The sequence below is a fragment of the Paraburkholderia sp. Cpub6 genome (assembly GCF_014201065.1).
Classification (GTDB): Bacteria; Pseudomonadota; Gammaproteobacteria; order Burkholderiales; family Burkholderiaceae; genus Paraburkholderia; species Paraburkholderia tuberum.
Genome location: NZ_JACHDM010000006.1, coordinates 119,408 through 138,722, shown reverse-complemented (window position 1 = coordinate 138,722; position 19,315 = coordinate 119,408). Strand labels below are relative to the sequence as shown.

The 19,315-nt window shown below is 66.7% G+C and carries 17 protein-coding genes; 12 read left to right on the top strand and 5 right to left on the bottom strand.

Annotated features, from left to right (window positions below):
• Window positions 1–9 precede the first annotated feature (9 nt).
• Window positions 10–1,410 (top strand): class II fumarate hydratase, encoded by a 1,401-nt coding sequence (gene fumC / locus HDG33_RS13535; protein WP_184027864.1) that lies wholly within the window; start codon window positions 10–12, stop codon window positions 1,408–1,410.
• A gap of 7 nt (window positions 1,411–1,417) precedes the next feature.
• On the opposite strand, the gene HDG33_RS13530 is transcribed toward fumC, so the two are convergent.
• Both HDG33_RS13530 and HDG33_RS13525 read right to left on the bottom strand, forming a co-directional pair.
• Window positions 1,418–1,924: an acyl-CoA thioesterase gene (locus HDG33_RS13530; RefSeq protein WP_184027861.1), complete on the bottom strand. Its 507-nt coding sequence runs from the start codon at window positions 1,922–1,924 to the stop codon at window positions 1,418–1,420.
• Window positions 1,925–2,042: 118 nt separating this feature from the next.
• Window positions 2,043–2,183, bottom strand: coding sequence for a hypothetical protein (locus tag HDG33_RS13525; protein ID WP_167368602.1), 141 nt, complete (start codon window positions 2,181–2,183; stop codon window positions 2,043–2,045).
• Between the two features lie 210 nt (window positions 2,184–2,393).
• Here HDG33_RS13525 and HDG33_RS13520 point away from each other — a divergent pair, with 210 nt between their 5' ends.
• On the top strand, window positions 2,394–3,107 hold the full coding sequence (locus HDG33_RS13520) for a helix-turn-helix transcriptional regulator (protein ID WP_184027858.1): 714 nt from the start codon (window positions 2,394–2,396) through the stop codon (window positions 3,105–3,107).
• Between the two features lie 149 nt (window positions 3,108–3,256).
• Entirely contained in the window at window positions 3,257–5,800 is a 2,544-nt protein-coding gene (locus HDG33_RS13515) for a DUF6600 domain-containing protein (RefSeq protein WP_184027855.1), read from the top strand.
• 112 nt (window positions 5,801–5,912) lie between these two features.
• Here the strand turns inward: HDG33_RS13515 and HDG33_RS13510 are convergent, their stop codons facing one another.
• Both HDG33_RS13510 and HDG33_RS13505 read right to left on the bottom strand, forming a co-directional pair.
• Window positions 5,913–6,884 carry a thymidylate synthase gene (locus HDG33_RS13510; RefSeq protein ID WP_090801238.1) on the bottom strand — a complete coding sequence of 324 codons (972 nt, stop codon included), beginning with the start codon at window positions 6,882–6,884 and terminating at the stop codon, window positions 5,913–5,915.
• Window positions 6,885–7,218: 334 nt separating this feature from the next.
• On the bottom strand, window positions 7,219–8,613 hold the full coding sequence (locus HDG33_RS13505) for a sigma-54 dependent transcriptional regulator (protein ID WP_184027852.1): 1,395 nt from the start codon (window positions 8,611–8,613) through the stop codon (window positions 7,219–7,221).
• Window positions 8,614–9,151: 538 nt separating this feature from the next.
• Between HDG33_RS13505 and HDG33_RS13500 the strand changes: the two genes are divergently transcribed.
• The 9 genes from HDG33_RS13500 to HDG33_RS13460 all read left to right on the top strand — a co-directional run bounded on the left by HDG33_RS13500 (window position 9,152) and on the right by HDG33_RS13460 (window position 17,719).
• Window positions 9,152–9,628 carry a hypothetical protein gene (locus HDG33_RS13500; RefSeq protein WP_184028743.1) on the top strand — a complete coding sequence of 159 codons (477 nt, stop codon included), beginning with the start codon at window positions 9,152–9,154 and terminating at the stop codon, window positions 9,626–9,628.
• A 119-nt stretch (window positions 9,629–9,747) separates the two neighbouring features.
• Window positions 9,748–10,299 (top strand): hypothetical protein, encoded by a 552-nt coding sequence (locus HDG33_RS13495; protein WP_184027849.1) that lies wholly within the window; start codon window positions 9,748–9,750, stop codon window positions 10,297–10,299.
• Window positions 10,296–10,964 carry a hypothetical protein gene (locus tag HDG33_RS13490; protein ID WP_184027845.1) on the top strand — a complete coding sequence of 223 codons (669 nt, stop codon included), beginning with the start codon at window positions 10,296–10,298 and terminating at the stop codon, window positions 10,962–10,964. The genes HDG33_RS13495 and HDG33_RS13490 overlap by 4 nt, the downstream gene beginning before the upstream one ends.
• Window positions 10,965–10,989: 25 nt before the next feature.
• Window positions 10,990–12,381, top strand: coding sequence for a hypothetical protein (locus HDG33_RS13485; RefSeq protein WP_184027842.1), 1,392 nt, complete (start codon window positions 10,990–10,992; stop codon window positions 12,379–12,381).
• A 105-nt stretch (window positions 12,382–12,486) separates the two neighbouring features.
• Complete coding sequence (locus tag HDG33_RS13480) at window positions 12,487–13,200, top strand: C39 family peptidase (RefSeq protein ID WP_184027839.1); 714 nt, start codon at window positions 12,487–12,489, stop codon at window positions 13,198–13,200.
• Window positions 13,201–13,207: 7 nt separating this feature from the next.
• Window positions 13,208–14,017 carry a peptidase C39 gene (locus HDG33_RS13475; RefSeq protein ID WP_184027836.1) on the top strand — a complete coding sequence of 270 codons (810 nt, stop codon included), beginning with the start codon at window positions 13,208–13,210 and terminating at the stop codon, window positions 14,015–14,017.
• Between the two features lie 94 nt (window positions 14,018–14,111).
• A complete protein-coding gene (locus HDG33_RS13470) occupies window positions 14,112–15,563 on the top strand; it encodes a hypothetical protein (RefSeq protein ID WP_184027832.1) in 1,452 nt (483 codons plus the stop codon).
• Window positions 15,564–15,587: 24 nt separating this feature from the next.
• The gene (locus tag HDG33_RS13465; RefSeq protein ID WP_184027829.1) at window positions 15,588–17,147 is read left to right on the top strand and encodes a sigma-54 dependent transcriptional regulator; all 1,560 of its coding nucleotides are present in this window, start codon (window positions 15,588–15,590) and stop codon (window positions 17,145–17,147) included.
• A 71-nt stretch (window positions 17,148–17,218) separates the two neighbouring features.
• Entirely contained in the window at window positions 17,219–17,719 is a 501-nt protein-coding gene (locus tag HDG33_RS13460; protein ID WP_176105414.1) for a dihydrofolate reductase, read from the top strand.
• A gap of 97 nt (window positions 17,720–17,816) precedes the next feature.
• Here the strand turns inward: HDG33_RS13460 and pmbA are convergent, their stop codons facing one another.
• Window positions 17,817–19,187 carry a metalloprotease PmbA gene (pmbA, locus tag HDG33_RS13455; protein WP_184027826.1) on the bottom strand — a complete coding sequence of 457 codons (1,371 nt, stop codon included), beginning with the start codon at window positions 19,185–19,187 and terminating at the stop codon, window positions 17,817–17,819.
• Window positions 19,188–19,315: the final 128 nt, after the last annotated feature.

Sequence of the window (19,315 nt, the reverse complement as noted above, 5' to 3'; positions counted from 1 at the left end):
GAGTCAACCATGACTGAAGACGTACGGATGGAGCGCGACACGTTCGGCGAAATCGCGGTGCCGAACGCCCGCCTGTGGGGCGCGCAGACGCAGCGCTCGCTGCAGAACTTCAAGATTTCGACGGAAAAGCAGTCGCCCGAGCTGATCACCGCGCTCGCGGTGATCAAGCGCGCGGCCGCCGAGGTCAACCTCGGCCTCGGTGTGCTCGACGAGCAGAAGGCCCGCGCGATCATGCAGGCGGCCGACGAGATCATCGACGGCAAACATCCGGACGAATTTCCGCTGGCGGTCTGGCAGACCGGCTCGGGCACGCAGACCAACATGAACCTGAACGAGGTGATCGCCAACCGCGCGAGCGAACTGCTCGGCGGCGAGCGCGGCGAAGCGCGCAAGGTGCATCCGAACGATGACGTGAATCGCGGGCAGTCGTCGAACGACGTGTTTCCGACCGCGATGCACGTGGCTGCCGCGGATGCCATCGTCAAGCATCTGCTGCCCGCGCTGAAGACGTTGCGCGACACGCTCGACGGCAAGGCGAAAGCGTTCACCGACGTCGTCAAGATCGGCCGCACGCACCTGCAGGACGCGACGCCGCTCACGCTCGGCCAGGAATTCTCGGGCTATGTCGCGCAGCTCGAGCACGGCATCCGGCACGTCGAGTCGGCGTTGCCGCATCTGTACGAGCTTGCGCAGGGCGGCACCGCGGTCGGCACGGGACTGAACGCGCACCCGAAGTTCGCCGACGGCGTCGCCGCCGCGATCGGCAAGCTGACCGGTCTGCCGTTCGTGTCGGCGCGGAACAAGTTCGAGGTGATGGCAGCCGCCGACGCGCTGGTATTCGCGCACGGCGCGCTCAAGACGGTGGCCGCGAGCCTGAACAAGATCGCCAACGACATCCGCTGGCTCGCGAGCGGCCCACGCTGCGGTCTCGGCGAGCTGTCGATCCCCGAAAACGAGCCGGGCAGCTCGATCATGCCGGGCAAGGTCAATCCGACCCAGTCCGAAGCGTTGACGATGCTGTGCGCGCAGGTGTTCGGCAACGACGTCGCCGTGAACATCGGCGGCGCGAGCGGCAACTTCGAGCTCAACGTGTTCCGTCCGATGATCGCGCACAACGTGCTGCAGTCGGTGCGCCTGCTCGCCGACGGCGCGCACAGCTTCAACGACAACTGCGCGGCCGGCATCGAGCCGAATCACGAGCGCATCGATACCTTGCTCAACGAATCGCTGATGCTGGTGACGGCGCTCAATCCGCACATCGGCTACGACAAGGCCGCGCAGATCGCGAAGAAGGCGCACAAGGAAGGCACGACGCTGAAGGCGTCGGCGCTGGCGCTCGGCTATGTCACCGAGCAGCAGTTCGACGAGTGGGTGCGACCGAAGGATATGGTCGGACGCACCGCAGAATGATGCGCGCCTAGATCTTTCCCTGCGCGACTTCTTCCGGCTTCAGCTCGACGATCGCGTCGAGCGCTTCCTTCACGTCCATCGCGTACCTGGCGAGGCGTTTCTGCTCCTCGGTCTCTGGCACGAAGGCGGGCACCGGCACCGGATGGCCGTTCTCGTTGACGGCGACCATGACGACGAGACAGTCGGTGGTCTGCAGCAGTTCGCCGCCCTTCGGGTCGCCCGCGTGCACCGACACGTGGATGTGCATGCTGGTGCGGCCCGTCGCGACGACGCGCGCGCGCAGCTCGACCAGATTGCCGACGAGGATCGGCCGACGGAAACGGATATTGCCGACGCTGACCGTCACGCAATAGCGCCCAGACCATACCGCCGCGCATGCGTAGGCGGTTTCGTCGATCCACTTCATCAGCGCGCCGCCATGCACCTTGCCGCCGAAGTTGACCGAGGTCGGCTCGGCGAGAAAGCGGAAGGTGGTTTCCGAACGGTCCAGCGGTGCGGTGGGAACAGTGCTCATCTTGACTCCGGTCAATCGGATGCATTGAAAGGAGGCGATTATACGAGCGCAATATTGCGCGCGGCGCGGCGTCGATTGGGGACGCGGCGCGAAGCGCGCCGATGGGCCGAGGGTGGGCCTAGTTGTGGACGCTGATCCCTGTGTCGACGGTGCCGTACATGTTGATGCTGCCGCTGCCGGCCGACCCCGAGCCGGCTCCGCCCCCCGCGCAGGCGCTGGACAGCAGAACCGCCGCGGCGACGGCGAGAAGAGTTTTCATCACATCGATTTCCTGCAAGGACAGGCTTCGATTCTAGCCTGGTGGCTCGCGACGACGCGCAAACGCGGACCGAGCCGGACACGTCCGTCGCATTGATTGTTCACGCGAAGCTGAAACATCGAATACCCGATGGGCGTAGAGTAGGAATCGTGGCGGCGGGCTTTGCGATTGGACCGCGCTGCCCTGTGCCGCCCATTCAGGAGACGCGCCATGACCGCCCCCCTCTTAGACGACCAGAACCACTTCCCCGGCCTGAGCCGCATCGGCGCGCTACTCGCCGATCCCGGCCGCGCCGCGATGCTGTGGGCGCTAATGGACGGCAGCGCCCGCCCAGCCGGCGAACTGACGATGATCGCGGGGCTGTCGCCATCGGCGGCCAGCGCCCATCTCGGACGGCTCACCGACGGCGGGCTGCTCGCGCTCGAAGTGCGCGGCCGGCATCGCTATTTCCGTATCGCGTCGGCGGACATCGCCGCATCGATCGAAGCACTCGCCAACGTCGCGCAGGTCAGCGCGCCACAGCGCTGCGTGCCGCGTCCGGCACGCACCGTGCCACTAGAAATGCGCTATGCGCGCACCTGTTACGACCACATGGCAGGCGAGCTGTCGGTGCGCATGTTCGAGCGCATGCTCGAGCGCGGACTGCTGACGCAAGACGGCGCATCGCTCGAAGCGACCGCGCAGGGCGTCGCCCGCTTCGCCGACTGGGGCATCGACATGGCCGCGCAGAAGACCCGACGGCGGCGCTTCGCTTGCACCTGCCTCGACTGGAGCATGCGCCGACCGCATCTGGGCGGCGCGCTCGGCGCGGCGTTGCTCGATGCGTGGTCGGCGCAGGGCTGGGTCGAGCGGACCGAGCGGCCGCGCGTGCTGCGCGTCACGCCGGCCGGCCATCAACAATTCGATGCGTTTCTGGCCGGATAGACCATTCATCTGCCGGCGGCGCGACGCCGCGAGACCTTTTGTTACACGCCAGTGAATCCACCTTACAAATGAGCGACTCTTGAAACATAGGCGGCAAGTACAGTGACTTAACGGACCCGGCCCATTGCCACGTCCGTCGGAGATCAGTCATGACACACGCCAAGCAGCCCGTGCAGCATGCCGGGATCCGACGCCGGATGAGCGGCTATACGCTGATCGCGGCCGCCGTCGCGCTCGCGGCGCAGAGCGCCCTGGCGCAGCAAGCGACACCCGCGCCACAAGCCGCGGCGGCCGTCGGGCCGGGCGGCGATCCGTCGGGCGGCGATCCGTCGGGCGGCGATCCGCCGGGGCGCATCGCGCGTCTGAACTACACGGCCGGCGCCGTGACCACCGAGCCCGCCGGCGCGACCGACTGGTCGTACGCGCAGATCAACCGGCCGCTGACGACCGGCGACCAGCTATGGAACGACCAGAACGCACGCTCCGAGCTGCACATCGGCTCGACCGCGGTGCGCCTCGGCCAGAACACGAGCCTCGACGTGCTCAATCTCGACGACACGACCGCGCAACTGAAAGTCGCGCAAGGCACGCTATCGACGCGCGTGCGCGAGCTCGCGCCGGGCTCGTCGTATGAAATCGACACGCCGAACCTTGCGCTCGGCGTAAATGGTCCCGGCGACTACCGCGTCGACGTCGCGCCGGACGGCAGCAGCACGACCGTCACCGTGCGCAGCGGCAGCGCGATCGCGTACGGCGACGGCGGCCAGGTGCCGGTCGCGGCGGGTCAGCAGATCCGCTTTGCCGGCACCAGCCTGCAGCAGCTCGCCGACAACCGCGCGCCCGCTGTCGACGAGCTCGACCAGTGGGCCGCCAGCCGCGACGCCACCGAAGACCGCTCGCTGTCGGCGCGCTACGTGTCGCGCGACATCCCCGGCTACGAGGACCTCGATGCCAACGGCACATGGCGCGAGACGCCGCAGTACGGCGAAGTGTGGGTGCCGAACGCGGCGCCGGCCGGCTGGGCGCCGTATCACGACGGCCACTGGGTCTGGCAGGCGCCGTGGGGCTGGACCTGGGTCGACGACCAACCTTGGGGCTTCGCGCCGTACCACTACGGGCGCTGGGCCGAGGTCGACGGCACGTGGGCCTGGGTGCCAGGTCCGCTCGAAGCGGACGCGGCGCCGGTCTATGCGCCGGCACTCGTCGCATTCGTCGGCGACGACGACGGCGGTGTCGACTGGGGTGTGAACCTGGCGGTCGGCGGCGTCGTCGCGGCGGGCGTCGCGTGGTTTCCGCTCGGGCCGGGCGAGCGGTGGCATCCGCATTGGGGCGGTCACGACCGCTGGAGCGCTGGGTACTACAACCGCGTGAACCGCACGACGATCGTCAACGACTACCGCCGCAACGTGAACATCCACAACACATACGTGAACTATCGCGTGCCGGGCGGTGTGACAGCCGTGCCGGCGACAGCGTTCGTGCACGGTCAGCCAGTCCGACGCTTTTCGCAGAAGGTCGATCCGGCGCAGTGGCGCAACGCGCGGATCAACCCGGGCGCACCGGGGATCGCGCCGGTGCGCGAAAGCTTCGGGTCGGATCTGCGGCGCGCGAACTACCGGCCACCGGCGAGCGTCGTCGGCCGGCCGGTCGTCGCGACTCGCAATCCCGTCATGCCGGCCGCTTATCACGACGAGCTCGCGCAGCGCTTCGCGCAAAGCGGCGGTCGGGTGCCCGGCGGCGGCCAGCCGGTCGTGCGCACCGCGGTGCCGGCGCATATGACCGGCGCACCGAGCGCGCTGCCGATGGCGAACGTGCGGGTCGTGCAATCGCATGTGCCGGGACGTCCGCCGGGGATGGCGGCGGGTGCGCCTGGCGCGCCTGGCGCCCCCGGCGCAATGGGCGGTAACGGCCCGCATGGCGTCGAGCAGGCTGGCCAGCGGCCCGGCGAAGCCGGCGTCGTGGGGCCGCATGGCGAAGCGCCGCAAGCGCGTCAGGGCATGCCGCCGCAGACGGTCGGCAAGCCGCGTCCACCGCAGCCTGGCGAGAGTGGGCTCGCGGGCAATATGGGCCATCCGTCGAATGGTGTGCCGCGGCCGCCGCAAGCAGCCGGCGGGAATTCAGCCAACGCGGCGGCGTACGCACGGCAGCGCGGCGCGCCGCAGGAATGGGGCGCGGTCGGCAGGTCTCAGCCGGCATGGACGCAGCCGCGTACCCCGATGGCGCAGCAGGCACCGGGCATGGCGCAACCAGGCGGCCCGCAACAGCCGAGCTTCGCGCAACAGTCCGGTGTGCCCCATCCGCCGGACAACCCGGCCGCGCAGCAACAGGCGCGTGTGCCAAACTGGCATCCGCCTGTGACGCAACAGGCGCCGCGCGCCGTCCCGCCGCAGCAACCGCGTCCCGAACCACAAATGCAGCAGGCGCAACAGCGGCGTGTCGAACCGCGTCCGCAGCCGATGCCGCAAGCCCCTCGGCCCGAACCGCAGTTCCAGCAGGCGCAGCAGCCGCATTTCGAACCGCGTCCACAGCCGATGCCGCAAGCCCGGCCCGAGCCGCGTCCGCAGATGCAGCAGCCACGCCCCGAACCGCGGCCCCAGCAGGTGCAGCAGCCACGTCCGCAACCCCATCCGCAACCGCAACATGCCGAGCAGCACCAGGGCGGCGGCAATCGCGACGAGCATCACAAGAGCTGAGCAGGACGCCTGCCGTCCCGGCAACAATAAAGCCCCGCGATGCAAACCATCGCGGGGCTTCTGTTATTCGACGACGACGAGGGCGAGCGCTACCGCCCCGCTCCCGTCGACATCAGATCGCCATCGGCGCCGTCAGCGGCTCGTGATGCCGATAGCCGACCAGAGAGAAATCCGCAGGCTCGATCGTCTCGAGCCATTCCGGCTCGTACACGCCGGTCTTCGCGTAGTCGGGCACGCGATCGGAAATCGCGAGCCGCGGACTCTCGTACGGCTCGCGCTCGAGCTGCTGGTGCAGCATATCGAGCTGATTCTCGTAGATATGCGCATCGCCGATGAAATAGCTGAACCAGCGCGGCGTATAGCCCGTCAGCCGTCCGACCAGATGCAGCAGCGCCGCGCCCTCGGTCAGATTGAAGGGCGTGCCAAGCCCGACGTCGTTGCTGCGGATATACAGGCACAGCGAAATTTCGCGGCGCGTAACGTTCGGCAGAAACTGGTACAGCAGATGGCAAGCCGGTAGAGCGATCTGGTCGAGCACGGCTGGGTTCCAGGCATGGAACAGAATGCGTCGATCGGCGGGGTTCTGCATGATCGTGTCGAGACACTGGCGCAGCTGGTCGATCGCCTTGTAAAGCAGCACCTTCGAGCGGCCTTCTTCGTCGAACTGCGTGATCACGCGAAAACCGCGCGCCTGCGCGTCAGCGAGCTGCGCACTCGCGCTGGCGTCGAGCACCTTGTAGGCCGGCCACTTGCGCCATTGCACGCCGTAGACATCACCGAGATCATCCGGGCCCTCGCGATACGGATTGGCGAGCCACTGCGCGTTCTGATTCGCGTTCCCGTCCCACACCTTGCAGCCGAGCTCGCGGAAATCCGCGGCGCTGCGCGAAGCACGCAGAAACCCGACCAACTCGCCGATCGCCGACTTGAACGCGAGCTTCTTCGTCGTGACCGCTGGAAAGCCTTGTTGCAGATCGAAGCGCAGCATCGCGCCGGGCATGCTGATGGTGCGGATGCCGGTGCGGTTTTCCTGCCACGTGCCGGTGTCGAGAATCGTACGGACGAGGTCCAGGTATTGTTTCATGCAGTTTCCTTCGGCGCGGCGCGAACCCGATCAGGCGCGCACACGGAATTGAGCAAAACCCGATTCTAACAAGCGCGACCGCACGCCGCCGGGGCATGGCGCGCCGCATGGGGAATATCGAGGGAAATATCAGACGGAAAGGAAAACACCGCGGTACGCGATATACGGGCGGCAAACACGTGCATGCAAAAGTGCTTCGACACGACGCTTGCCGGCTGGCGTCGCTGCGCCCGGAAGGCACATTCAATCCGTCCGAACCGGCACAGCCCGAGACCCCCGGCGACGCGCCAGCCCTTCACATGCCACGTCGCCCGTCTCGCCGCTCGCCCGCCGCCTACAGATGCTGCACCGACGCCGGCAAATCGCCGTGCGGCGGCGCCATCGGCTCGGCTTCCATATGACGCATGCCGTGTGAGCACAGCAGCCGGTACAGCGTTACTCGCGAGATGCCAAGTTCCTGCGCCGCGTCTCCGAGCCGCCCGCGATGCCGCAGCAACGCAAGCTCGATCGCCTGACGCTCGGCCGCTTCGCGCGCCTGCGCGAGCGACACCGGCACGATCTCGACGTATTCGGCAAGTTCGAGGTCGCGCGCGGTGATCGCGCGTCCCTCCGACATCACGATCGCGCGCCGCACCCGATTGATCAGTTCGCGAACGTTGCCGGGCCAGCCGTAGTTATGCAGCGCGGCGATCGCGTCGGGCGCGAAGCCACGCAGGCGGCGGCTCGCATCCTTCTTGAAACGTTCGAGCATGTGCCGCGCGAGCAGTTCGATGTCCTTGCCGCGCGCGCGCAGCGGCGGCTCGTCGATCTGCAGCACGCAGAGGCGGTGATAGAGGTCGGAACGGAAGCGCCCTTCGATCATCGCCGCGGTCATGTCCACGTGCGTGGCCGAAATGATGCGCACGTCGACGTCGATCGCGCTATGGCCGCCGAGCCGCTCGACCTTGCGCTCCTGCAGGAAGCGCAACAGGCTCGCCTGGCTTTCGAGCGGTAGATCACCGATTTCGTCGAGAAACAGCGTGCCGCCGTTGGCCGCCTCAACCCGGCCGATCTTGCGCTGGTTCGCGCCGGTGAACGCACCGCGCTCGTAGCCGAACAGCTCCGATTGCAGAAGATGCGGCGGGATCGCACCGCAATTGATCGGCACGAACGGCGCGTTGCGCCGAGCCGAGCGTTCATGAATGGCGACTGCCGTCAGCTCCTTGCCGGTACCCGATTCGCCGGAGATGAACACGGGCGCGTCGGTCATCGCGACCTTGCGGATCGAGCGGAACAGCGCGAGCATCGCGTCGCACGAGCCGACCATCTCGCCCTCGGCGCTTTGCGAGCCGTCGTGCGACGCCGTTTCGCTCAGCGAGATCATGCCGTACGCATGACCGACCGAGTCGACAATACGGTCGCCCGAAGACGGCACCGTCACGTAATCGAAACAGTAGTCGCGCACGAGCCGGCGCAACGCGGCGTCCCGGAGTTGGCCAGGTGTAGTGGCAGCGACCCAGCCGACGTTCGGCATGGTCAAACAGGATTCAAAAGCGGCGATTTCGTGCGGCTGGAAATCACTGGACAGATCGAGCAGGCCGCCAGCAGCCGAGCCGGTGCGCACTGCCCGGCGCGCATCGCGCGCCGATCCCACGACTTCGACATGCCAGCCACGCTGCATAAAACGCGTATTCAGTTCCGCGCTCGGGTCACGCGAAACGTAAATCAGTTGCCGCGTTGCGGGTTCCATTATTCAGATCCTCTCGTCAACGAACGTTAAGGACGACGCATGCACCTGAAATTGCGGTTCAGACACGCTGACTCGTCCAGGATTCGCGAATCGCAAAACCCGAACGGCCATTCCATTCCGTGCGGACAGCTGATCCCCAAGAAAGCGGCGTGTGTGTTCGAGACGGCCCGATATGGGCCTTTTTTAAATCTGAAGCTGTTTTCGAGAGCTTACTATACGCGCGCCGCTTGGAAAACAATTATGCGAATTTAATCGATTGACCCGTTGCCCATCAAGGCTTAGCGGCCGATCGCGATTTATTCAGCCGACAAATAAAACATTAGTGGAAGCGCTTTTCGTGGCGTTCTCGCGACAGTATTTCGTACCTCGCGGATTAACGAATTACAGGTATTTTCTGCTGATCCGTTTCAGGGCTGCAACGTTTTTTCCCGATTTGGAACGCATTAGTCGTGTTTGCGCTGGTTGGCGCCAGACGTATCAATGGATTGCGAGCGATGGCACACGTTTCGCTAATTGGCGTGCACCAGGGAGACACTTCATGCGACTCGCATTCCGCATCGATCTGATAAGCCGCCGCGCACCATACTTCGCGATCTGCGCAGCTCTCGCGTTCAGCGCCCTGCCGGCGAGTGCCGGCACTCCGACAGCGCAAGCCGCCCCGGCACGATTCGCCACGCTGACGGATTCCAGCGATGCCGCCGACCCCGCCTCCGCCAGCCTGCAAGCCACCACGCCGGTTGCCGCTGAGGACGACAGCCAGATTGCCGCCAACCCGTCGACCCCGGCTGCCGATGCTGCATCCATGAACGATATTTCGCTCGACGACCAGATGCTGTCACGGCAACGCGGCGGCGCGGTCGGCATGTTGATGGTCGCCGCGACGCCCCGGTTGATGCAAAGCGGCGGCAACCAGGTGACGTTGTGGGACGAGATCGCGCCACCCTCGCCGCTGCCGGTGCCCGTCGATGCCGCGCGCGCCGCCCAGGGCAACGTCGCGACATACCAGCGCAAGTAAGCAGGACGAAGCCACGAACAGACGGCAAATAACCAGGCAATGCAGGACCGGTGGCCGCGCGAGCAGTGACGCGCCCCACGACGGCGGGACACAGGCAACAAGAGAGAAGGGACCGGGACATGAGTACGAACCAGCAGACGCCGCACGCCCTCGGGCTGCCGGCGGCGTCGTTCAGCAACGCTCCCGTCTTGCCGCGCGCCGCTTCGGCCGGCACCGCCCTTCTCGCCAGCGTCCTCGTCACCGCCTGCTTCACGAGCCATGCCTATGCCGAGCAGGTTGCCAATCCGGGCGACCTCGTCGTCGAGCGCAGCGTCACGCCGCGCGATGCGTTCGTTCCCGTGCCGCGCGACCAGGACCCGGTCGCCGTGCGCGCCACCACGTTCCCGGCCAACTCGTTCGATCCGACGATCGCGACGCTCGTCGGCGACACCGATCTGACGAACGCGCACGGCTCGAACGGCGTCGCCGCCGGCGGCGTACTCGGCGGCACCGGCATGCAGGCCGTCACGCAGATCCTCTCCGGCAAGGCGACCGGCAACACGATCCCGCTGAACTCGGGCGGCATCGGCGGACCGGCGACGGGCGTCGGAGGCACGATCAGCTCGTCGGTGACGGGCGCGCTCGCGCCGCTATCGAACGTGCTCGGCGGCACGCTCGGAGGTCTGAAATGAGCACACCCCTGCGCCCCTCGCTGCGCTCGCTGCAAATCGCTGCGGCACGCCCGGCCCTGCGCGTCTGCGCGTGCCTGTGCATGGGCGTCGCTGCGTTCGTCGCCGGCGCGGCTCACGCGCAGGCGCAAGCGGTGCCCATCGTCGGTGCCATCGCGACGATCGGCACCGGCGCGGGCATGGGCGCGACGGGCGCGCTCATGGTCAACGAAACGGCTGGCCTCGACAACGCGCAGGCCAACCAGATCACGGTGACGAACGGCGCCGCGGTCGGCAACGCGAACGCGAGCGTGCAAAGCGCGTCGGTGGCCGCGAACGTGCCGCGCGCGCAAGCGTCGATCGAAGCCAATGCGTTTTCGAACACATCCGGCGCGGTGCTGGTGAACCAGTCGGCCGGAGCAGGGAATCTGCAGCGCAACAGCACCCAGATCGGGACTGCGGCGCTCGGAGTCGAGACCGTCTCGGATGGGGAGCTATCCGCGACGGCCCCGAAAAACGGCAGTCCGGGGCAGTCGAACGCGATTCACGGCGTGCGCGAGGCAAGCATTTCCAGCGATGCCTTGCGCAACGCGAACGGAATCGTGCAAATCAACCAGGCAGCCGGCGCCGGTAATGCCACGGCAAACAGTTTTGTGCTCCGTCCCCCGGCGGGCACTTTTTTTAACTGACCACACTTAAGTATCGGAGCGAATCATGAAGCGCACTCTTATTGCCACGGCCGTTCTCGTTGCCGCGTCCGGCAGCGTGCTTGCCGCGCCGCAGAAGGCCTACCTGTTCAATACGACGGTCGTCGGCGAGATGGTCGGCGTCGAAGGTCTGGTCGGACTGTTTGGCTGCGTGCATGTCTCCAGCACGGCTAACGCGGTGATCAACAACAATCAGACCGTCAACGTGAATGCGACGCTCGATCCACAGGCGCAGACCTACACCAGCGGCAACGTGACCACGACCCTGAACAACAGCAGAACGTCGGTCAGGGGCGGCGGCTCGGCATTCGCGTTCACGACGCAAAACCATACGTCGTCGAGCTCGGGCTCGCAGGGCTTCGAAGCCTCCGGCGGCTATGCGTACGGCAGCCAGAGCGCGAGCGTGACGAGCGGCGGCTATGAAACCAGCCAGCAGGCAGCCGGCATCGCGGGCAGCTTCTCGCACACAAGTCAGAACTCGGGCGGCCATCTGTCGGCCGGCGGCTCGTTCGGCGGCAGCTACAGCTATCAGGACCACAACACGTTCTCGCACGGCAGCGGCTCGTTCAGCGCCCGCGGCGGCCTGCAGGCCGGTTATCGCGAATCGAGCTACGCGAACTCGTCGGGCGTCGCCGGCGGCTTCGAAGCGAGCGAAGCGTCCGGGCAAAGCCGTTCATGGGGCTTCAGGGCGAGCGAAGGCTCCGGCTATGCGATGGTCGGCGAGCAATCGTCGGGCTACTCGCGCAGCCGCTCGTCGTCGAGCGACTCGTATGGCGCCGCCTGGGGCATCGACGCAGGCATGTCGACGACCGACGTGACGACGCGCGGCTCGATCACGCAGCACATCAACAACGAAGCTGCCGCCACGCTGAATGCAACCACCGGCACCAACGCAGCCAGCAACGTGTCGGGCAACCTCGGCATCAACATCGCGGAAGGCATCGACAACGCGCAGAGCAACGACGTGTCGCTCGCCTCGGTCGACGTCGGCAACGTGTTCGGCAACGCGCAGGCCTTCAACGTGCAGTCCTCGGGCGGCAGCGCAACGATCCACAACTTCAATCTGAACGCGTCGGTCGGCAACGGGTCGCTGTCGGGTGTGACGGGCAACGTCGGTGTGAACATCGCTTCCGGTATCGGCAACGCGCAGGACAACGCGCTTGCCGGCGCCGTGACGACGACCTCGCCGGGCAAGGCGCTGACCACCGCGATGGATGCGACGGACGACAACTCGCAATCCGCGACGATGGCCGTCCACGGGCAATTCCAGGGCACCGCGAGTCTGGGTGCCGATACGCTGAAAGGCGCCTCCGGAAACATCGGCGTGAACATCGCCGGCGGCGCGGGCAACTTGCAGCACAACGGCCTCGCCATCGCGGCGCTGAACAGCGGCAAGTAAGCCGACGACGCGGCGAGCGCGGGCAGGCAGAAGAAGCACAAAGCAGTCGGAGGGGCGCGCCGGCAGCCATCGAAGCTGCCGGCGCGGATCGGGCAGGAGACCAGCATGACCGGGTTCAAGGGGTTCCCGGCGCTACCGTTCGCCGTAGCGCTGGCAGGGTGCGTGCTGTGCGCGGATCACGCCGCCGCACAGTCGAGCATCGACTCGTCCACGTTCGCCGGCGTGCCGTTGACGAAGACGGTCCGTTCGATGAAGGACCTGCGCTACAACCACATCGTCAATCAGCAATTCGATTACAGCTGCGGCGCGGCGGCGCTCGCCACCCTCCTCAAGTACGGCTACGGCATCGATATTCCGGAAACCGAACTGATTCGCCGGATGATGGTCTTTTCAACCCCCGAAGTCGTCGTCAAGAACGGCTTCTCGATGCTCGACATGAAGCACTTCGTCGAGACCATCGGACTGCGCGGCCGCGGCTTTCGCGTCAACGTCGAAGCGCTCCACCATCTTCAGATCCCCGTGATGGTCCTGATGAACATCGACGGCTACGAGCATTTCGTGATCGTCAAGCATGCGCAGGACGGCCGCGTGTTCATCGCGGATCCGGCGCTCGGCAATCGCATCGTGCTCGAAGAGGACTTCGCGAAGACCTGGAACGGTCTCGTGTTCGCGGTCCTCGGCAAACCCTTCAGGGAGGATTCACCACTGTTGCAGGACAACGAGTCGCTCGCGCTGAAGCTGCGCGCCGCTGCGCTGGCAGCCGGCACCGCCGCGACTCCCTTTTTCGAGTACGGCTTGAACAAGGCAGACATGTTCTGATCCCGCCATGAAGTCACACTTCACACAGCTTGGGTTCGTGCTCTGCGCCGTCGCCTGCGGCGCAGGCGGCCTCGCCCACGCTTCGGAGGGCGCCGCCTCGCCACCGGCTCCCGAACTTTCGATACCGCCCGAGCCAGCCGCCGCGCCCCTGCGGGTGCAACTCGTCGGCGACGACGTGCTCGCGACCCAGACCGGCAAATACGCCGGCGCGACGATGATCTCCGGCTTCGTGCTGAACGTCATTTCGCAATGGCAGTTGCCCAACGGCGCGAGCGCGCTCGCCCAGGGATCGCTGAGCGCGGTGCAGAACGGCGGCGGCCAGCTCACGAGCTCCGTCAGCACGTTCGCCAGCGTGAGCGGCGGCGCGCACGGCCATCCAGGCGATTCGGGCGCCAACCCGAATGCCCAGGCGCGCGGCGGCCAGAGCGTCGGCGTCAATGGCGTGTCGCAGGTCACCCAGGTCGCGGGCGATCGAAACAGCGGCACCAACTCCGCGCTAATCGACTTCAACAACAGCGCCGTGACGCTGACGGGCTCCGCCAACGCGCCGTCGGCATCGGCCAGCAATTCGACCGGCTCCGTGAAAGCCGGCATTTCGTTCGGCAGCAACGGCGTGAACGTGGCGCTGCAGACACCCGCTGGGCTCGCCACCCAGACCATCGCGCCGAGCAACGGGCAGATTGCCCAATTGCTGCAGATTGCAGGCAATAACCAGCAAGTCGCCAACGCCCTGCAACTGCATCTGCAAACGCAGCAGATGTCGCCTTCGATGCTTCGTCAGTTAGGCGTACTGCAGGCACTGCGAAACAGGAGATAGCGAAGCGGGCCGCCACCCGCCAGTTTGCAGCACAAGCAGTAAAGAAACGGCCGCGCAGTCAGCACCGCGCGGCCGGACCACCGGGGGAGCAAAAATGAAAAAAGTGTCATCGACCAGGGCACCGCGCATGGCTCTCGCGGCCATTCCGGCCGCCGTCATGCTGTGGGCTCTTTCTCAGTCGGCGAGCGCGCAGGCGCTCGCCGGTCAATCCGTGGAGGACCGTCTGAACACGCTGATGCGCGTCGTCGACCAGCAGCAGCGGCAGATCCATTCGCTCGAACGACAGGTCACCGAACTCGAAATGGCGCAGCGCGGACGCGGCGTGCCGGGCGCCGGCGCCCCCGCGGGCAGCGACACGGTGGCCGAGCAGCCCGGCGCCGACGGCCTGCCGGTGCCGCTGCCGCCGCTCGCGCAGATCGCGCCCGGCGCGCCCGCGCCGGCGGGCACCACCGGCACCGCGACCGGCGTGCCGGTCAATCCCCCGACGCCGGACGGCAGCAATGCAGGCAACGCCAGCGCCGGCGGCCTGCCCGCCGCCACCGACGGCAGCGGCGCGGTCGGCCGGACCCAGCGCGCGAACGAACCGGTGCGCACCCAGGCCGAGCAGGCGGTCGTGCAACGCGAGCATGCGCCGCTCTTCGACCACAAGCTGACGATGGACTTCGGTATCAGCGACACCTACTACGACCGTCGCCAGTTGCAGTTGTCGGGCTTCCTCGCGCTCGACGCGATTTTCCTCGGCAACATCAACCTCGGCCAGACCAAGTCGCACCAGGTGATGGCGGACCTCGACACGCGCTACGGCGTGTCCGACCGCATCAATGTCGACGTCGACGTGCCGTACGTGTATCGGCGCAGCACCTTCATCGTCGGCGGCGCGGGCGGCGCGGCGAGCACGCTGTCGGACGCGACGGTGTCGAGTCACGACATCGGCGACGTGAACTTCGGCATCTACTACCAGTTCGTCAGGGAAACCAATGCCTTGCCGGACGTGGTCGGCAGTCTGCGCGTGAAGGCGCCGACCGGCAGCTCGCCGTTCGGCGAAAAAGTCGTGCAGCTCGACGCGGACAACACCAACCTCGTCGCGCCGACCAGACTGCCGACCGGCACCGGCTTCTGGAACATCACGGCGGGTCTGTCGGTGCTGAAGACCTACGACCCGGTCGTGCTGTTCGGCAGCGTTTCCTATACCTACAACCTTGCGCGTTCGTTCGCGGACATCTCGTCGGTGCAGGGACAAACCGAACCGGCGACGGTCAAGCTCGGCGACATCGTGCAGTTCGGCGGAGGCGTCGCGCTCGCGTTCTCCGACAAGGATTCGGCCAGCGTGTCGTTCACGATGGCGCTCGAACCCGCGTCGCAGACCAAGTCGCCGGGCGGCAGCTATCAGAAGGTGCCGGGCAGCGAAACCACGGCCGCGGCGATGAATTTTGGCCTGAACCACGTCGTGAACAAGCATCTGACCATCAACGGCTCGGTATCGATCGGACTCACACCCGACGCGCCGAACTTCGTGGTCGGCATGCGCTTTCCGTACACCTTCTGACGTGCCAACGATACGAGGTCGAACGTGCGTGAATCACCTCATCTGAACAGTGTGGCTTCCGTCGCGGCAGCGGGATCGCATCTGTCGCTCGCGGTGCCGAAGCAGCGCGCCGCCGTGTCGTCCGCTGGGTCCGCGGCGGCGCCGGGCGTTCTCCCACCGGCAAGCAACGAAGCCGGCGGCCCGGCGAGCGCCGCGGTGCGCGGCGTCGAGCGACAGTTGCTGTACGTCGCGCGCACGCCCGACGAAACGCTGATCGCGCATCTGCAAAGCCGCGGCTGGCAGGTCGCGGCGGCGCGCTCGGCGCACGAACTCGGGCGGCTCGTGAAACCTGACATCGCATGCGCGGGGATCGTCGATCTGGCGAGCTTCGCGCCGCGCGACATCGGCGGGCTCGAGGCGAGCCTGCGTCAGCAGCAGATCGGCTGGATCGCGCTGGCGACCAACGAGCGGCTCGACGATCCGCTCGTGCGACGCCTCGTGCGCCACTACTGCTTCGACTTCGTGAAGCTGCCCGTCGTGCACGCGACGATCGACTATCTGGCCGGCCACGCGTTCGGCATGGTCGCGCTGTGCGACCCGGAACTTCCGCCGCCCGTCAGCGAAGCGGGCGACGAGGAGATGGTCGGCACCTGCGAGGCGATGCAACAGCTTTTTCGCACGATCCGCAAGGTCGCGAACACCGACGCGAGCGTGTTCATCGCGGGCGAGTCGGGCACTGGCAAGGAGCTGACCGCGCTCGCGATCCACGAGCGCTCGCCGCGCCGCAAGGCGCCTTTCACGCCGATCAACTGCGGCGCGATCCCGCATCATCTTCTTCAATCCGAACTGTTCGGCTACGAGCGCGGCGCCTTTACCGGCGCGAATCAGCGCAAGATCGGCCGCGTCGAGGCGGCAGACGGCGGCACGCTGTTTCTCGACGAGATCGGCGATCTGCCGCTCGAAAGCCAGGCGAGCCTGCTGCGCTTTCTGCAGGAAGGCAAGATCGAGCGGCTCGGCGGACGCGAATCGATTCCGGTCGACGTGCGCATCATCTCGGCGACCCACGTCGATCTCGACGGCGCGATGCGCGAGGGCCAGTTCCGTGCGGATCTGTTTCATCGCCTGTGCGTGCTGCGCGTCGATGAGCCGCCGCTGCGCGCGCGGGGGCGCGACATCGAGATTCTCGCGTACCACATGCTGCACAAGTTCAAGACCGACAACGCGCGCAAGATTCGCGGCTTCACGCCGTCGGCGATCGAGGCGCTCTACAACTACAACTGGCCCGGCAACGTGCGCGAGCTGATCAACCGCGTGCGCCGCGCGATCGTGATGGCCGAGAACAAGCTGATCTCGGCCGACGACCTCGACCTCGCGGGCTACACCGGGCAGGAAAGCATGACGCTCACGCAGGCGCGCGAGGCTGCCGAGAAGCGCGCGATCGAGGCCGCGCTGCTGCGCCATCGGCACCGGTTGAACGAGGCGGCGGTGGATCTGAACATTTCCCGCGTGACGCTGTATCGGCTGATGGGCGTGCACGGCTTGCGCGAACCGGGCAGCGCCGACGGCAAGGGAGCGCTCCCCGCGAACGGGCCGGCGCGGGCGTGAGCGGCGGGTACGCGTCGGTGTGGATCGACGGCTCGGGTAGAATCGCCCGGTTACCCTCCTCTTTCCATTCGATGACGACGCTCACCCTGATCGTCGCTCGCGCCAGCAACGGCGTGATCGGCCGAGACAACCAGTTACCCTGGCGACTGCCCGAAGACCTCAAATTCTTCAAGCGCACGACGATGGGCGCGCCCATCATCATGGGCCGCAAAACGCATGAATCGATCGGCCGGCCACTGCCGGGACGCCGCAACATAGTCGTCACGCGCGATGCCTCGCGGCGCTTTCAGGGCTGCGACACCGCGACCAATCTCGACGAAGCGCTCGCGCTCGCCGCGCAGGACCAGGCGCCGCAGGCGTTTCTGATCGGCGGCGCAGAGCTCTACGACGAAGGGCTGCGCCATGCGGACAAGCTGATCGTCACCGAAATCGCCGCCGACTTCGCCGGCGACGCGACCTTCCCCGCGATCGACCCGCAGGTGTGGGAAGAAATCGCGCGCGAAGCGCATCACTCGAATGCGCCCAACGACTTCGATTACGCATTCGTCACGTATCAGCGCAAGGACGTCTGACGGCGCGCGCCGCGCAAGCGATAAAAAACGCCACGCAACGTTCAGTTGCGTGGCGTTTTCGTTTGATACGGGGCTGCGTTGGAACGCGCCGTGCGGCTTACTGCCCCGCGATCGTCATCCGCTCGATCAGCACCGAGCCGGTCTGCTTGGTGCCGCGCGTGATCGTATCCGCGCCGATCGCGACGATATGGCGGAACATCTCCTGCAGCGTGCTCGCGACCGTGATTTCCTCGACCGGATACTGGATCTTGCCGTTCTCGACCCAGAAACCCGACGCGCCGCGCGAGTAGTCGCCGGTCACGTAATTGACGCCCTGCCCCATCAGTTCGGTCAGCAGCAGACCCGTGCCGAGCTTCTTCAGCATCGCCTCGAAGTCGTCCTCGGGGCGCGTGTTCGAACTGAGCAGCGACAGGTTGTGCGAGCCGCCCGCGTTGCCGGTCGTCTTCATGCCGAGCTTGCGCGCCGAGTAGGTGGACAGGAAGTAGCCCTCGACGACGCCGTCCTTCACGACCGGGCGCTGGCGCGTGCGCACGCCTTCCTCGTCGAACGGCGCGCTGCCCATCGCGCGCGCGACGTGCGGGTCTTCGACCACCTGCACGTGCGGCGCGAACACCGGCTTGCCGAGGCTGTCGACCAGAAACGAAGTCTTGCGATACAGCGCGCCGCCGCTCGTCGCCTGCACGAATGCGCCGAGCAGGCCCGCCGCGAGCGGCGCCTCGAACAGCACCGGCACCTTGCGCGTGTCGAGGCCGCGCGCGCCGATGCGCGCGAGCGCGCGCTGCGCCGCGTAACGACCGACCGCTTCGGGATCGGCGAGTTCGTCGGCGCTGCGCGTCGACGTGTACCAGTCGTCGCGCTGCATGTTGCGGCCGCTGCCGGCGATCGGCGCGCACGCGACGTAGTGGCGCGAATACGGATAGCCGGCGAGGAAGCCGCGCGAGGTCGCCAGCACGAACTGCGAGTGCTGTGCCGACACGCTCGCGCCTTCCGAGTTCTTGATCTGCGGATCGGTCGCGAACGCGGCGTCTTCGGCGCGGCGCGCGATTTCGACCGCTTCGTCGGCGGACAGATTCCACGGGTGGTACAGATCGAGGTCGCGCGGCGCGGTTTCGAGCAGCTCCGCTTCGGCGAGGCCCGCGCAATTGTCTTCGGCGGTGAAGCGCGCGATGTTGTAGGCGGCCGCGACCGTGTCCTTCAATGCCTGCGGCGAGAAGTCCGAGGTGCTCGCGTTACCGCGTTTGTTGCCGATGAACACCGTCACGCCGACCATCTTGTCGCGGTTGTGCTCGATCGTCTCGACTTCGCCGCGCCGTACCGAGACGGACAGGCCGTCGCCTTCGGAGATTTCGGTCGCGGCGTCGGTGCCGCCGAGCGCCTTCGCGTGACGAAGGATGTCCGAGGCGATTTCCTTCAGCTCATCCTGGGTATGCGGAAAAAAGCGCTGCTTGACGTCCATGTCTGCTGCCATTGTGGTTGCCGTCCTGTTGGGGCCGCGCGGCCCGGATATGCGCACCGTATTCGGCGCGGGCGCGCGGGTGCGGGATAAATACATCCCGCGATCATAGCAAGGTACGCGCCGCCGCGGGTCGGGCCGGC

What these genes read in the sequence shown, in the direction of transcription:
- fumC (WP_184027864.1), top strand. Translation starts at nt 10, where the DNA reads ATGACTGAAGACGTACGGATGGAGCGCGACACGTTCGGCGAAATCGCG.
- HDG33_RS13530 (WP_184027861.1), bottom strand. Translation starts at nt 1,924, where the DNA reads ATGAGCACTGTTCCCACCGCACCGCTGGACCGTTCGGAAACCACCTTC.
- HDG33_RS13525 (WP_167368602.1), bottom strand. Translation starts at nt 2,183, where the DNA reads ATGAAAACTCTTCTCGCCGTCGCCGCGGCGGTTCTGCTGTCCAGCGCC.
- HDG33_RS13520 (WP_184027858.1), top strand. Translation starts at nt 2,394, where the DNA reads ATGACCGCCCCCCTCTTAGACGACCAGAACCACTTCCCCGGCCTGAGC.
- HDG33_RS13515 (WP_184027855.1), top strand. Translation starts at nt 3,257, where the DNA reads ATGACACACGCCAAGCAGCCCGTGCAGCATGCCGGGATCCGACGCCGG.
- HDG33_RS13510 (WP_090801238.1), bottom strand. Translation starts at nt 6,884, where the DNA reads ATGAAACAATACCTGGACCTCGTCCGTACGATTCTCGACACCGGCACG.
- HDG33_RS13505 (WP_184027852.1), bottom strand. Translation starts at nt 8,613, where the DNA reads ATGGAACCCGCAACGCGGCAACTGATTTACGTTTCGCGTGACCCGAGC.
- HDG33_RS13500 (WP_184028743.1), top strand. Translation starts at nt 9,152, where the DNA reads ATGCGACTCGCATTCCGCATCGATCTGATAAGCCGCCGCGCACCATAC.
- HDG33_RS13495 (WP_184027849.1), top strand. Translation starts at nt 9,748, where the DNA reads ATGAGTACGAACCAGCAGACGCCGCACGCCCTCGGGCTGCCGGCGGCG.
- HDG33_RS13490 (WP_184027845.1), top strand. Translation starts at nt 10,296, where the DNA reads ATGAGCACACCCCTGCGCCCCTCGCTGCGCTCGCTGCAAATCGCTGCG.
- HDG33_RS13485 (WP_184027842.1), top strand. Translation starts at nt 10,990, where the DNA reads ATGAAGCGCACTCTTATTGCCACGGCCGTTCTCGTTGCCGCGTCCGGC.
- HDG33_RS13480 (WP_184027839.1), top strand. Translation starts at nt 12,487, where the DNA reads ATGACCGGGTTCAAGGGGTTCCCGGCGCTACCGTTCGCCGTAGCGCTG.
- HDG33_RS13475 (WP_184027836.1), top strand. Translation starts at nt 13,208, where the DNA reads ATGAAGTCACACTTCACACAGCTTGGGTTCGTGCTCTGCGCCGTCGCC.
- HDG33_RS13470 (WP_184027832.1), top strand. Translation starts at nt 14,112, where the DNA reads ATGAAAAAAGTGTCATCGACCAGGGCACCGCGCATGGCTCTCGCGGCC.
- HDG33_RS13460 (WP_176105414.1), top strand. Translation starts at nt 17,219, where the DNA reads ATGACGACGCTCACCCTGATCGTCGCTCGCGCCAGCAACGGCGTGATC.
- pmbA (WP_184027826.1), bottom strand. Translation starts at nt 19,187, where the DNA reads ATGGCAGCAGACATGGACGTCAAGCAGCGCTTTTTTCCGCATACCCAG.